At 51.7% G+C, this 14760-nt stretch carries 12 protein-coding genes; all 12 read right to left on the reverse strand.

Annotation, left to right across the window (positions count from 1 at the left end):
* Nucleotides 1-153: 153 nt before the first annotated feature.
* On the reverse strand, nucleotides 154-510 hold the full coding sequence (locus IM284_RS22135; RefSeq protein ID WP_047368724.1) for a hypothetical protein: 357 nt from the start codon (nucleotides 508-510) through the stop codon (nucleotides 154-156).
* On the reverse strand, nucleotides 507-4931 hold the full coding sequence (locus tag IM284_RS22140) for an RHS repeat-associated core domain-containing protein (protein ID WP_193055927.1): 4425 nt from the start codon (nucleotides 4929-4931) through the stop codon (nucleotides 507-509). The genes IM284_RS22135 and IM284_RS22140 overlap by 4 nt, the downstream gene beginning before the upstream one ends.
* A 3-nt stretch (nucleotides 4932-4934) precedes the next feature.
* Nucleotides 4935-5375: a DcrB-related protein gene (locus tag IM284_RS22145; protein ID WP_047366812.1), complete on the reverse strand. Its 441-nt coding sequence runs from the start codon at nucleotides 5373-5375 to the stop codon at nucleotides 4935-4937.
* Nucleotides 5376-5448: 73 nt separating this feature from the next.
* Entirely contained in the window at nucleotides 5449-6525 is a 1077-nt protein-coding gene (locus IM284_RS22150) for a hypothetical protein (RefSeq protein WP_193055928.1), read from the reverse strand.
* Nucleotides 6526-6528: 3 nt separating this feature from the next.
* The gene (locus tag IM284_RS22155) at nucleotides 6529-7083 is read right to left on the reverse strand and encodes a hypothetical protein (RefSeq protein ID WP_240476404.1); all 555 of its coding nucleotides are present in this window, start codon (nucleotides 7081-7083) and stop codon (nucleotides 6529-6531) included.
* Between the two features lie 75 nt (nucleotides 7084-7158).
* Nucleotides 7159-7671 carry a hypothetical protein gene (locus IM284_RS22160; RefSeq protein WP_047366809.1) on the reverse strand — a complete coding sequence of 171 codons (513 nt, stop codon included), beginning with the start codon at nucleotides 7669-7671 and terminating at the stop codon, nucleotides 7159-7161.
* Nucleotides 7652-10192 (reverse strand): type VI secretion system Vgr family protein, encoded by a 2541-nt coding sequence (locus tag IM284_RS22165; RefSeq protein ID WP_193055929.1) that lies wholly within the window; start codon nucleotides 10190-10192, stop codon nucleotides 7652-7654. The genes IM284_RS22160 and IM284_RS22165 overlap by 20 nt, the downstream gene beginning before the upstream one ends.
* A 157-nt stretch (nucleotides 10193-10349) precedes the next feature.
* On the reverse strand, nucleotides 10350-11417 hold the full coding sequence (tri1, locus tag IM284_RS22170; RefSeq protein ID WP_193055930.1) for an ADP-ribosylarginine hydrolase Tri1: 1068 nt from the start codon (nucleotides 11415-11417) through the stop codon (nucleotides 10350-10352).
* 25 nt (nucleotides 11418-11442) lie between these two features.
* Complete coding sequence (locus tag IM284_RS22175) at nucleotides 11443-11793, reverse strand: immunity protein Tsi6 family protein (RefSeq protein ID WP_045261346.1); 351 nt, start codon at nucleotides 11791-11793, stop codon at nucleotides 11443-11445.
* 347 nt (nucleotides 11794-12140) lie between these two features.
* Nucleotides 12141-13214 carry a hypothetical protein gene (locus IM284_RS22180; RefSeq protein ID WP_047366826.1) on the reverse strand — a complete coding sequence of 358 codons (1074 nt, stop codon included), beginning with the start codon at nucleotides 13212-13214 and terminating at the stop codon, nucleotides 12141-12143.
* A gap of 22 nt (nucleotides 13215-13236) precedes the next feature.
* Nucleotides 13237-13671, reverse strand: a complete 435-nt coding sequence (locus IM284_RS22185; protein WP_028013479.1) for a hypothetical protein — start codon at nucleotides 13669-13671, stop codon at nucleotides 13237-13239.
* Nucleotides 13672-13695: 24 nt separating this feature from the next.
* A complete protein-coding gene (locus tag IM284_RS22190; RefSeq protein ID WP_024909805.1) occupies nucleotides 13696-14751 on the reverse strand; it encodes a PAAR domain-containing protein in 1056 nt (351 codons plus the stop codon).
* Nucleotides 14752-14760 lie beyond the last annotated feature (9 nt).

Below are 14760 nucleotides of genomic sequence, written 5' to 3' on the forward strand. Positions count from 1 at the left end.
CACTTATAGTATAAGATTACATTATAATTCTTAGCGGAGCTTTAAGTCTTAGAAAGGGATCACTATGATATATTACTATATGCTTCAATATAATAACGCCATAACATACAATAAAACTGACAAGATCTTACTTCTTAAACTTTTTTCTTTCACTTAATCCCTAAAAATAAAGTTATCCTCTGCCAGATTATTTTTTTTCTTGTATTCTTTTTCCCACTCAAAGTATCCGTCAGGTTCATCTGGTGAAACTCCCTTTGTCCAATATTGATCACCATAAGCAATTAGCATTGCCCAATGATATTCACTTTCATGACTGCGCAAAGCCACAGACATGTAATCATTTTCCGTAATACGAACAAGTGGAGAGGCTAATACTATACGCTCAGCCTCTCCCTCTGTTTTATTCGCATATTTAACAATAATTGCTTTAATCAACTCAACCCAACTATAGTAATTAAAAATAACACTTTCATTAGAATCATTGAATTGGACACCATCGATAATATTCATTGCCCTTTACACCTTTTTTTTACTTTATAACGATCAAACACGGTTGCTGCTTTATTTGAGAAAATAGCAAGCTGTGAACCTATGGGCTTAGCCTTTCCTCCTTTTTTTACAGCACCTGGGTTTGCTAACATTGGTCCACTTACAGCATCATAACTATGTGCAAGTGTGTTGGCTCTACCCTGAGTTACAAATTTAGCCCATTCATTATCAGCAGCCTCAAATACTTTTATATTTAGTTTATCGAGTTCTGAATTCGGTATATCAAATTGCGTTATAGTAGGATGTCCTCTCAACTCTGCCCATTTAATAGCCTGTGATTTATCAGTAGTTACGTAAAAACCACCTTGATTAGAAGGATTAAAATCTAATCCATGCCTCCCCATAGAAGGATTAATCTCGCCCCGAATATCACCAGCATGATAGAAAGTGGTTGATGATAAGCCAAGAGGGTCAATATATTTCAGCGCATTCGGCGCATACTGGTAAAGGTTTATCCCCCCCGCCAGCCCTATCGGGTCCTGCTGCGTAAACCATCCGCAATCCGGGTCGTAATACCGGAACAGATTGTAGTGCAGCCCTGTCTCACGGTCCAGGTATTGCCCCTGCATCCGCAGGTTCTGAGAATATCCTGATACCTGCGTCTCGCTTTCCCGCAGCAGCTTGCCCCAGGCGCTGTTCACCCCTTCCCAGCGCACCTGCCCTTCGCTATCCGTCATCCGCTCCGGCGTGCCGTTGGGCTGGCAGTGGAACCAGAAGATCTCCGGCGCTTCCACGCCGTCAATACGCGCCAGCGGATCGTAGCTGTCCTGATCGCTGTAGACGTAGGTCAGCGGCACATCCCCGTGCACTTCCTGCAGCAGGCGGAACCCTTCCCAGACAAACCGGGTGGTGACCGGCTTGCCGGTTGGCTGGCCGCCCAGCATCTGGCGTCGCGTTTTGCTGATGCGTCGCCCGAGCGGGTCATAGCGGAAGCTGACCTGCGTCTGCGGCCTGTTGCGGTCCCGCGGCTGGCTGATCACCTCCGTCAGACGGTGCTCACCGTCGTAGCGATAGTGCCAGCGGGTCTGGCCGTTATCTTTCTCCACGGTGCGTCCGTGGACATCATAGCGCCAGCGAATGCCGTTCAGTTGCGTCAGGCGGTTATGCGTGACCTTCTCAGCAGAGCCTTCGAGCGGGTTACCCGCCGCATCCCAGCGCCACTGCTCCTGGCCGGGCAGCGTGCCGTCCTGAACGAGCAGACGCCCGGCGCTGTCGTACTGCCAGCGGTACCAACTGAACGGGTTATCGTCCCGCTCTTCGCGAACCAGGTTATTACGGTAATCGTAATCCCAGCGGCGGGACCAGCGGCGCGGCGACGGGCGCTGGGCGTTGCCGGTGAAGACGTCCCGCCGATGCAGGCGACCAAGGCGGTCGTATTCGCTGCGGGTGGTCAGCAGCCCCTGCGTGCGGCTGGTCTCGCGGTGAAGCTCGTCGCGGGTAAAGTCGGAGACCGACAGCTTATCGAGGGCAATACTGAGCAGATGTCCGCTGCCGTAGTAGAACTGTTTCAGCTCGCGGCCATCGGGCAGCGTGACGGAGGTGCGATTGCCCAGCGCATCATATTCCCACGCCAGCTCCCCGTGCTCGCCCGCTTCGCGCGTCACGCGGCCGAGCGCGTCATACTCAAAGGCGAGCTCCTGCTCCGCCTCGGTGCTCCAGGCATCGGCTGAAAGCGCCGGATGCAGCCCAATGCGGCTTAATAGCCCGGACGGCGTGTAGTGGTAGCGGGTCTGCCCTTCTGGCGTGGTGCGGGCGACCAGCTGGCCGCTCGCGCTCCAGGCGAAGGCGTGGGTGATGGCCTCCGGATGGCCGGCGGCATACGTGCGCGCTATCGTGCGTCCGCAGGCATCATAGCGATACTGCGAGGCCACGCCATCAAGCCCTACCTCTTCCAGCAGCAGCGAGTCAGCGCCCCAGCGGAACTGGTACGCTTCGCCGTTTTCGTTTTCCAGGGCAATCAGACGCCCGCGGCTGTCCCAGCGGCGACGGACCTCTTCGCCCTGCGTATTACGGGTGGCGGTTAAGCGCCCCGCCTCATCGTATCTGAACTCGCTCTCTTTCCCGTCGGCGCCCGCGTGCCTCACCGGCAGGCCACGTTCGTTCCATTTAAGCGACTCAGTCCAGCCTTCCGGGCGATCGAGCTGCACCGGGCGCCCTGCGGCGTCGTAGCGGTAGCGCGTCTCTTCACCGTCGGCGCTAATCTCTGCCACCAGCCAGCCCAGCGGGTGATAGCGATAGCGGGTAATACGCCCGGAACAGTCCGTCGAACGGACAATCTGCCCGGCCTCGTTGTACTCCTGATAGCGGCTGTTGCCGGCGGCATCGATCTCTTCCACAACCTGGCCAAACTCGTCCCGGCGCAGCTGCGTCGTCTGCCCCAGCGGATCCACCATGCGCTTCAGCCCGTGGTGTTCGTCGTACCAGAACCGGGTCGCGCTGCCGTCTGCTTCAATGATTGACGAGGGGAGTGCGCGGTGCTCAAGCCAGGTGGTGGTGCGGGTATTGCCGTCGGCATCGATTTCCTGCACCCGGTTGCCCATCTCGTCGTAGACGAAGGTGACGGCGTTGCCGAGCGGATCGATACGGCGCGTCAAAAGCTCGTTATCGTCCCACTCGTAGCGCCAGTTTTCACCGCGCTCGTCGACGTAGCGCACAATCAGATTCTGCGCGTTCCAGTAGTGGCGTCGCGTCTGGCCGTCGTAGTGCTCGACGGTCGTCAGCCCCGCGTCTAAATCGTAGCTAAAGCGGCAGCCATCGCCGGTGCTGGTGCGGTTTTCCACCACGCGCCAGTGATCGAATTGTTTCCAGCGGTATTCGCTCTCCAGCCCCCCGGGCATCCGGTGCCAGACCATCAGGCCGTGGTCGTTGTAACGGTATTCACGCGTCACCACGCCGGAGGCATCCGTCGCGCTCGCCAGCTGGCCGCGCGCATCGTAGCCCCACTGCATCAGCGGCCAGGTTTGGTTGCCGTCAAAATGGCTGGCTGCGGTAACCCGCTGCGGGAAACGTTCATCCTCATAGCGCAGGGTGACGTCGATAGCCCGCGGCTCGTCGTGAAGACCGATCAGCCTGCCGTGCTCGTCCCACGCCGTCAGCAGCGCGTTGCCGTATTCATCGCTGAGGGAGGCCAGACGCAGGATAGAAGGATTCGCGCGGGTCGGTTTGTACAGACGCCACACCGCGCCGTCATCGTCGGCAATCGCCACGTCGCCGCTCTCATTGCGGCGGATAATGATGCCTTCGCTGATGCTGTAAAACGCCTGGTCGACAGGCGGCAGTTCAAAGCTCAGCTCGCGCCCGGTTTCGTCGAACCAGGTCGCATTGTTATCTTCCAGCGTCAGATAGCTGTCAAAGGTTGTAGCCCAGCCCAGACCGAACAGCCCTTCGCGGGTGGTCAGGCTGTTATAGCTGCGCTGCCAGCGCAGCGGGAAGCGCCCCGGCAGCGAGAAATCGAGCTCGTCGTCGTCATTCAGCACCTTCACGCCGGTGGCGGCGTGAACCGGGTGCGAGGAGCCAAACACGGCATTCACCGCCATATCCGCCAGCATCCCACCGCCTGCCGCCGCCAGCGCGCAGGGCATGTTTTTCAGGATCTTGCCCGGACGCCCGCGCAGCAGGGAGAGCGCAATCATCCCCAGCGCCAGACCCGGCGTTTTACCGCTTTTGATATCGCGGACCGTGAGCGTGTCCCCGCCGATGATCACGTTAGGAGAGACATCGTCGGAAACGGTGCCTTCGCAGGTGGTGCGATCTTTCGCGCGCACCGCAGGCTGGCCGTTGATGAAGACGCTTTTGGAACCTTCCGCCAGATACTGCGGCCCGGAGTGTTTTTCACACGCCACCTTGTCTTCTTCCAGCGGCGAGGTTCCCGCAGCGGCGGAGGCCACACTCGGCTGCCACATTTCGCTGCCAAACTGTCCGGCGGCGGAAAGCAGCATGCCCGCGTAATCGGCAAAGCTGCCCGGCGACTGCGGCTCAGGGGGCGGGGTATCGGCGGGCGTGAGCGTGCCTGCCGCGCGCGCGGCAGGGATTGCGTTGGTCAGAACGTTGTTCGAACCGGTGGTGATTTTGCCCGCAGGCGACGGCGGGAAAAGCGCATTACCTAACCCTTCCGCGGCGTTACTGATATCGTCTGTGATACCCGCCACGTTCGCCAGCACGCCGCCAATGATGCCGCTTAACAGACAACTGGATCCAATTGCTGCCACGCCTGCAGCTGCTGCCCCCGCACCCAGCAATGGCGCCGCTACGGTTGCTGCTGCGCCTACCGCCGCACCGATCACCGCATAGGCGGCACCTTCCGCCACAATGCTGGTGATGTCAGCAAAAATGCTGGAGTGAATAATCTCGTCGCCCTTACGGGCCGCGTTGTTATCGCTCATGCCTTACACATTCCGGTTGTCGTTTAGCGTCAGACTCTGCTTAAGCGCGCTCCAGCGCACCTCGTCCTCTTCAGTGAATGCTCTGAGTGCCGAGAGGGTAAAAATCATCAATACCGGTTTGCCCGGCGTCTGCACGGCCAGCTGTTTTTGCCACAGGCGCTGCCCGTTACGGTCAAACGTGGTCTCAACTTCCAGTCCGCTAATTTTTCCATCAGGCCCGGCTTTTACGCTCCGGAATTCGCTCTGGGCGATCTCACCCATCTGAGGACGCAGCACATCCCACTGGCGGTGAAACTCTTGTTCGTAGTCGCTGCCATCGGGAATCACGCCGCGGCTGACCACCACGGACAGCCCGCTTTCGTCATCGCGAATGATGTTCATGCTGTTATCCTGCCAGGCAGCAGGAAATAGGGAAAACGAACCTTCCTGGAGGGTGTATTTCATAAGTGAACTCGGGATGATTAATATTGAGAGAAACAAAAGAGGCCAATCCATGCTGGCCTTTTGGCCGGCTTTTTTATTTAAGCCACTGACCTGACTGTTCGACTAAAGCATGACTGCCTTTGCTGACAACCAATTTCACAGGTGCATACGTCACGGTATAAGCGATCTCGCCATTCTTGTACGTTGAGCCGATTATTTTACCTGCGGAGTCGTGTAACGTTTTACCCCTTAAGGAGATCGTACTGTTATCGCTTTTGCGCACGCCGAGATAAACCATCTCGTCACATTTGCTCTCAAAATGGCCGCATTTGTTTATCAGCGAAATAACGAATTTATCGGTGTCCAGTTTTCTGGTTTCCGCGTTTTGAACCGAAGCGGCTTTACGTAATGTATACCGCAGCGGGGCATAGTAATTTCCTTTTTGAGGAGGAGTAACTAAACGCCATTCCATTTCACGACCCTTTATTTCCAGAACAGCCCGTCCACCTACGCCGCCAAACGATGAGTTGAACTCAACGCTGGCACGATTGCCAGCGATCGTACCGCTAAGATTTTGCTCATCATCTTCCGGGCAATCTATGCGGTTTCCTCTCTGGGAGATAAAGCAATAAGAGCCGATGATCCGGTTGTCTGATTCAGCTAATCGCAGGGTTAACGTCGAGTCGTTCTTGAATTCGCCAGCCCACTCCCCGTCAAACACGAGTTTTGATTGGCCGAACGTTGCAAAATGCTTCACATTAAATCTGGCGGCCCACTGCTGAATATCGGCATGAATAACCGGGCTATTGTCAGATGACTGGTAATGAATAACGTCCGACGTCGGAACCACCCAGGCTGCAAAGATTTTGCCGTCAGGATTGATGACCAGCGCGGATGCATTCTCCTGATAGAGATCTTTTAACCAACCTTCAACAAACAATCCGCCACCTGTGGTGGTATGCGGTTCACCGAAGACATCAAAGTTATCAATAAAGGTCTGGTAATGATTTCCCAGCGTTTTCCTGAGATTGTCAGTCACTTCGCTGTCGTTAACGATGCGGCTAACCGTATCAAGCTTATTATATTGTGATAATTCAAGCGCCGTTGTGGTTTCAACGGGGCCTGTCAATAACGCCGTGAACAAAACGACTGCCAGATATTTTTTGGCCATAATTCACTCTGAAGTACCATTTTCGTAATTCATTGTTATTTTTACAACCTTACTGTCTTTAAGCTCAAAAGAGAGCAATTTCTTACCCAATTCATAGGAAACCCACTGCTCCCCGGAATCATTTTCGACCTGACCACTGCCGTAAGCTTTATTAAGTTCATTTATTGTTGAACCAATATGGATCCCGCGAACTGTTTTGCCATCCGGAGCAGTTAACGTAATCTGCGCCACAATATAATCGTCAACACTTCGCTCGGTTTTATCCCACCAGAGATTGGAACTGAATATTCTTAACCCAGTCTTCTGATGCTGGTAGAATTTATAGTTCGTTCCGTCAAAAGGAACTTCACCGACAAAACTACCTTCCACAGAAACTGCAATTTTACGCGCAACCTCAGGAGTCCATCTCTCACCCAGTGCCACAATCTGGTCGTTTAACTGCAGAGAAAAATCATCTTTAGCCAGAATGCGCGGCATAGTCTGAGCCATTACTTCATAACTGCTCAGAAAGGTAGACATGAGGGTAAAAAAAAGAGAGACAGAAAGGCGTTTTTTCACGTTAATCGTCATTTGCTGGATAAATATTATGCTACTCACTACTTTAAAAAGCAGTGAGTAATGAAATAAACATTTTTAGTCAGCGCTAATAGCGACCCCACCCAAGCAGTCAGGTTTTTTTACCGTGAAACTGAAGCTTATTTTTTGCCCATTCATATCCTTTAGCGCTGTATAACTGGTCACTTCGTTCTCCGAACGGCCTCGTGGATAATCAGTTAACGTCAGTTGCGGATAATGTTTTTTAACAGTGTCGAGAGTGATGCACTGGCCGGACGGTGAAAAATTCAGTAACGGTGCCATCCCGTCACTTTCTTTACTTAAACGTAAATCAATTGCAGTAATGTTCGTTCCATCCGCCAGTTTGATATCGTCGGCATTGTAGAAATTGATATATTCATTTTGTTTCGTTAGCTTGAATGACAACGGAGCGTTATCCAGACTGTTAACGGACAATGTTTTGAGTGATGCGCTCATTTCTTCAATGAACTGCCAAAGATCCTGTTTCTGCATGTTACCTCCTGCCATTCCCGTCGTTAATAAAGCCGCAAGCACCGCACCCGTTTTTAGACTATGGATAATTTTTATCATACCAACCGCCATAATAATCTTCGTAATATTGCCCTGTGGTAGACGTTTGTTCGCCTTTGCCAAAGATACGGCCTATCTGCGTACGCGCTTCACTTTCCTTTATAGCCCCACGTTCGAGAGAATCATAGATACGATTATATTGTGTCTGATTTGCCGGATTGCCTGCAATACCTATATCCCCACCCTTGTTGGCTATGATTTCGCGTTGGACCCGGATATTGTTCAAGGTTGCAGCGCCTTCATCACTGAGTGTGCTGTTGAGATAGGCGTCGCGCGAAGAAAAATCAATGTTGGGTTCATATAAAGCGTGACCACTTTCATGTGACAGAGACTGAACGACTGCATTCGGGTTACCGAGCTCATTTTTATCAACGGTAATAACGCGCTTTTGACGATTGGCAAACGTCCCCTTGCCTGCTTCACCTTCTTCAAATGTCCAGCCTCGTTTCTTTAACGTCGCTATGTCATTTTTCATCGTCGGTGATTTATCGACAAGACTATCTACATCCTTTCCATATCCGCTTGAAGGAACATTGGATGCTGGAGGCGTAGCGTTTTTAGAGGTTTCGGCTGGTGCGCTGGCAGCCACACCAGCCTTACTCTCCTTTCCCGGCGTAAATTTCGCCTGCACCGCCGCATCAATATCCCCTTTATGCCCTGACCCCGGCGCCGTTGTGCCCGGCTTGGTTCCCGAGGTATTCAGATGCAGCTTACCGCCCGTGGTGATATACCCATCTCCCTCAACGAAGAAGTTAAACTCTTTGCCAATCAGGTTAATCTTGCCGTTAGCGTTAAGCTCTATGGCGCTTTCACCTGAGACCAGCCGCAGCTTCGTCCCGGATGCAATAACATACTGCTCTACCGCCGCATCCAGCTTGCCTTTCCCCGTCAGGATCTCGGTGCCACCTTTCACGGCCTGCGTCTGGTTCGCTTCTACGCGATGCAGCTCATTTTTCTTCACGTAATGGCTGCGCGCCCCGCCGACGCTGTGCGTTTCATCATTTTTAACGCTGGTATCCATGTTGCGCTCGGCCTGGATCCACACCTGTTCTGCGCCCGCTTTATCCTCAAAGCGCAGGGCGTTGGCGTTGTCCACAGAGCCCCCTTTCGTGCGGCTCATAAACCCCATTTGCGTCGCCGCGGCCGGAAGCGCCCACGGCGGCATGCTCGCGTCGTTATACACGCGGCCGGTAATAATCGGACGGTCCGGGTCGCCGTTGATAAAGTCCACCACCACCTCGTCGCCGACGCGCGGGATCTGCACCCCGCCGTAGCCCTGGCCCGCCCACGCGCTCGACACTCGCACCCAGCAGGAGCTGGTGTCATCGCCCTTCGCCAGCCGGTCCCAGTGGAACTTCACCTTCACCCGGCCATATTTGTCCGTCCAGATACTCTCCCCCTTCGGCCCCACCACCTTCGCGGTCTGCGGGCCGTAGGTGCGCGGCCAAGCCGTGCTCTGCGCCGGACGGTAAACCACCGCCGACGGAATGACCGTGAAATCGGTACGGTGTATGGTCTCCCCCTCGCCGCTGGCGTAGCGGTTCTCCTCGAAGTGGTAGCCCGCCGCCGTCACTAGATACTCCCCGTTGTCGCTGAAGAACGGCGCGTTGGTTAACGTGAAGGTGTGCCCTGGCGCAATCCCCGCCGCCGTGGCAGTGGCCTGAATCTGCTGATGCTCCACCTGCCAGCGCTCCTGACGGATACGGGCATAGAACTCCCCGTGCCCTTTGTCCACAAAGCGCCCCGGCCAGTCATACACGTCGATGCTGCCCGGCTTCGGCGACGCCGGGTTCTGCTGGGCCTGAAACAGCCACGCGTTCGGCTTGCGGAAGTCATAGTCGTCGAGGCTGTAAATCCCCGGCGTCACGCTGTCCTCCAGCGCCCACTGGCTGATGCCCTCTTCGTCCGTACTGCCGCCTGACGGCGTCTGGTGGTAAGGAATGACCTCATAGCCGCTGAACGGCTGATGCTGTGTGGCGGCGTCGGTGAGCACCAGGGTGTGTTTGTCCGCCTCATGGCGGAAGTGATACGCAATCCCCTCCAGCTCCATCAGGCGGCTGATGAAGTCCAGGCTCGACTCCTGATACTGCACGCAGTAGTCCCACACCCGGTAGCTGCCGGTGAGCTTATCCTCAACGTTGACCTGATGCTCGCTCAGAAGGGTTTTCACAATCTGCGGCACCGTCTGGCCCTGGAAGATACGCAGGTTACGGTCGCGCTTCATCGGCCACAGGTCCGGCTCCACCGTCAGCTGGTACACCGCATAGCGGGTGCCCGTCAGCTCAACGGCGCTCACCGCCACGCGGGTAATCTTGCCGTTAATATAGCGGGACGTCAGCAGGCTCTGCGTCGGGATGGTCACCGTGACCGGCTGGCCCAGCAGCTTACTGCGGTCGATGCGTGCGTCCGTGCCGAGCACGGTCAGCGTCAGCGCGAACGACTCGGACATCGCCTCGCGGCCCGTCAGTTTCCAGAACAGAAGCCCCTCCACCGGGAGCTGAACGGTAATTCGGTTGAGCATAATCATTATTCCACTATGGACTAATCTCAGTGCCAGAAGTTAACTCATTTCAATACGCAAAGCGTAAACGCTGCTGGTTTGATAATGAGTAGCTGTAAGATTGACTTCTCATGCCACAAAAAAACCACTTTTCCTGAATTTTCATCGAGATAAACAGTTACAAGAAAGTGTCTTCAGGGGCTATATCGAACAATTCACCAGCCATTTTGGCGATACGTTCATGTTGTACGAGTTTATTTTTCCACTCCTGCGGAATAGCGGAATAACCATATAATGCTCCCGCTATTTGTCCCGCCGTTGCCGCAACGCTGTCAGCGTCATCGGCAAGATTGGCAGCCAGCAGAATCGCATCCCGGAAATTATCAGTATTCCATACGGACCACATCGCGGCCTCAAGCGTATCGATTACATAACCACTTGAACGAATCTGATCGCGAGTTTTTTGCTTATACTCACCCGCATTTATGATCATTACGCGCGCGCACAGTGGGAAAACATGAGGGGAAAAAGCTTCTTCTTTTTGATAACCGTTAATTAAATAGTGCAATACCAATCCGAGAAATTGGCATGCGTTAATTGACTCTACCGCGCCATGCGTTGCTCGACTCTGAGCCTGGGATTCGAAGTAAATCGCACGCAGCGATTTTCGACGAAAGATAGACACCGGTGCTTGACGAATAACCCCAGCATTACCAGCAGTGTGTTTCTCTGTATTACCATACCAGGAAGGTCCGACACGCATATACTGTTCAAGTGCGAATCGCGTCGTATTCCCGATATCGAAGCACCGACCATTACTACTATTCTCTCCGTCAAGATACCATTTCAGGAGATATTTTCTAAGCACATCGGTGTGCATTCTGCTTTCTGAAAGATAAGTCTCTGCCAGACATAATGCCATGGACGTATCATCTGTCCATTCACCAGGTTTTAATTGAAAAGGTCCCCCACCAATCATATCCGCTACATGTTCGCTGTCTCTGCGTTTAAATTCAAGAGTAGTGCCAACTGCATCTCCAACAGCCAAACCCACTAACGCCCCAAGTGCTTTATCGCGTGAAACATCTTCATTTGTGATTAAAGGTAATATTTCATCCCATACATGAGAGGAATTTGAATCATCAATGCTGCTTCTTATTACCTTACGAACATTAACTGGCATGTAGTTACGATAACGATCGGCATAATGATTAATTACTGAGTCTTCGCTGTAAAGATCTATCATCCCGCACCCTTTAATCAAACGTTGTTTACCACTTGCGATATCGTTTTTGCCTTTTCAAATACTCAACGTCTTGCTCATGAGGGAGAATAAACTTCAATCCTTTTCCCATTTGCGAAGCTATATAATTAACATTGGACAAATGCTGAGCAAGTTCTGCATCGGTTGTATCAAACTCTTTTGACGCAAGCACTCCAAGATTTAATTTGTGCAATTTACTTTTATCTTTCTCAGACCCCGTTAGAATAGACTTAATATAGTCCAACTGATTCTTCGCCATAACATATAAAGAAAATGTAGGATTTTCATCTAATCGATGATTAATTGCGTCAATAGCATCATTGATATAATCCAGCGCGGTGTAATTTTCTTTACTCATGAGTCACCTCAAATACTGTCCTGGCGGTGGCCTGAACCTGCGGATGCTCCACTTCTACCTGTTACACAGCATAGTGCATGCCCGTTCTCTCAACGGCACCGTTCGCCACGTGGATAATCTTGCCGTTAACATAGCGGGATGTCAGTTTTCAGAACAGAATATCCACTCCCGCGAGCTGAACGATAGTTCAGCTGAGCATGATTTTTTTTCCACGATGATCTGATCTCAGTGCCTGAAGTTAACTAATCCTCAGAACGAGGGCGGTTATGATATTATTTCTGTGAAACAAAAAATAAAACCACATTTCTATGGTTTTATTTAGATGGCCATGAATTAACTTTGTCAGCTCATCGTTTTTCTATGCGAAACGTAGAAAGAATGATTTCCATGCATCGTTTATTGGCTTCGTAATAATAATCCTGATGATTACGATGAGGCCCAACCACCTCAACGTAACACCACAAATCATTCATTTTAAAGATACGCATATCGTAATAAGCCCTGATATTCTCAGCAGCACTAACTACCTCTCCCGTACAGCTATAAAGATCGCCTGTAAACGAGGGATTGATATCATTTGGGATGCTGGCAATGTCCGATGTCGTAAGAGAGACCGCACTATCGTGGCGGTTAAAGCGCGCAGTTGCTTCATCGAAAATAGCCTGCGCAGCGGGATAATCAGCCTGACGGAAAAGACAGAAATTAATCACTCCATGGTTAACGTTACCTATTGTGTGTTCAATTACCAGACGATTATCATCCAGCGTATTCACCAGCCATGAATCCGGAATTTTAAATCCACTGTCATTTTTGTTGCTAAGGCTGACTGTTTTCAACAGTTCTGAAAGCATCAAATTGCTGCGATGCAGTAAATCCCAGTTGATAGCAATCAGGAAAATAGTATCGGCAATCGTGTTGTAATCTTTCGACGCACAAGCCGTTTTCAAAAGGAAGTAATTTCCCCCACCATTTACAGGATTATAATCCTTCTGCACCGTATACCGTGAAACGACCTCATCACCCGATGGCATCGTTTTAATGGACAGGATATCCGCAAACTTCCCGCTTCCTGAAGGATGCGTAATTATTCTTTGGCTCAGTACTTTCTCACCCATTAAATCGAGCTTATTTATAAGCCAGTCTGACGCATTCATCTCCCACTGACAGTGTTCATATGCAGCCCAGACTTCAATATAGGGGCCGGTGTCATCGGCGATGTATCGTCCGATATTCGTCAGCCCAACCTCCTGAAATGTGATCGGCTTTAACTCTGCTGGCTTAACATTCTGGGGTAACAATAGCCAGTAATGAAGCATCTCTTTTTCTGCAGAGGTATAGAGACATTTCCAGAAGTTTTCCCGAATCTCTTTTTCCTGATCTTTCATCTCAAGAGGGAAAAAATATTGTTTTTCAGCAACCATAATGCAACCTCACTCGTCGCGCTTACTTAAGCCATAAACCCGAAAACATAAGGAAGCTTCCGAGGGTAATTAAGCTCTTAGCAAAGATAAGTAAGCCAGGCGCCACGGCACGTGTCATAGACGATAATTTTTCATAATTTTCCGCGTTGTATCTTTTGTGCCCCCCCATAATCCCGGAAAATAACGTGCAGAGCAGCACTACTGTGATCTTTAATCCCCAAACACACAAGAAAGACATGGATAAGATGATCGAATAATGCTTGGCCGTTGCGACGGAAAATAATGACATTGACTGAGCAAGCCATTTCAACGTAAAGCCAATGACGACCGTAGCCACTAACACTAGAACGAACATTAACCCCGCAAGGAGCCACTGCTTTTTATTAAATAAATCTTTTCCATTCCAGATAAGCGCTAGCGTCCAAATCATAAAGACTATAAAGAAAAACCAATGCATCACAACGTTCCCCATTTACACATTTTAATCTCCTATCAGGACTGTAACACAGCCAGTCTTAATCACACCATCGCCACTGCCCGCCGCTGGGGACGGCTTACTTTCATCATCGTCATAAATCCAGTCAAGGATCGGTTTGAGAGCAAATTTGATACTGGCATCCCCTCCCAGACCGAGCGCCGCTGCAAGCTCACCGGACACCTTAAGGTTAAATGAATAATCAGTGCTATCAATCCAGGTTCCTACGCCTGCAGAAGCGCCAGCGCTCCCTGCACTCCCTGAAAGCTTGCCATCGGCAACGACTACGCCATAAAAATCGGCTTTAGCCGTCGCCTCTCCTTTGACCGCCGCGGCTTCTGCGCCAAGTTCAACATTAAAACCATAACGCCCTTTATTTCCGTCATATAGTTCACTGACGGCCTTCGCTTCAGCGGTTGCCAGGTATACATCCCCACCGACGCCGCCGTATTGTTGCCCTTCTTTTCCAATGCTTCCCGAGGCGCCATATTGTATTGCGGTGGCGTTTGCATTGAGATTAATCGCCCCGTAATCAGCTCTATCGGTCACTAACGTGCCGCTGGCAGTCGCCACCCCTACTTTAGTACGTACCTCGCCTTTATATTTATCCTGACTTTTTGTATTCCCGACCGTGATATCGGCAAGTGCGAATCCGGCTGAAGCCGTATCGGGTTTTCCAAAGCCGGATTTATCTTCAAGGCTTGCATAGGCGCCAAGCACACGGGCGTCGTAAACATCACCATGTATAGCACCATCTTTACCCGCATCCTTCGCCGCCGTTCCGCCCCAGTATTGCGGAGGTGCGGGTTGAGTGGATGCGACCGCAGGGGTTGCTGAGGTATTGCAACCCGTCTTGTCACCTTCCCTGGCGAGAGGCAAACCATTCACAAATACCGTTGTTGAACCACTGAGAATACTTCCCTGACCATGTTGGGAGCATGAAAGCGGGTCGCCTTTTCGTGCTGCCGGAAATCCGCCAATAATTACGTTGGGACTTCCGCTTTGAATTGGGCCAGTATGTGCGCTGGAATCAATGCGCGCTCTGGCGGCTGGTTTTCCCATAATAGCGTT

The sequence above is a fragment of the Enterobacter cloacae complex sp. P12RS genome (genome assembly GCF_014895875.1).
GTDB lineage: Bacteria > Pseudomonadota > Gammaproteobacteria > Enterobacterales > Enterobacteriaceae > Enterobacter > Enterobacter bugandensis.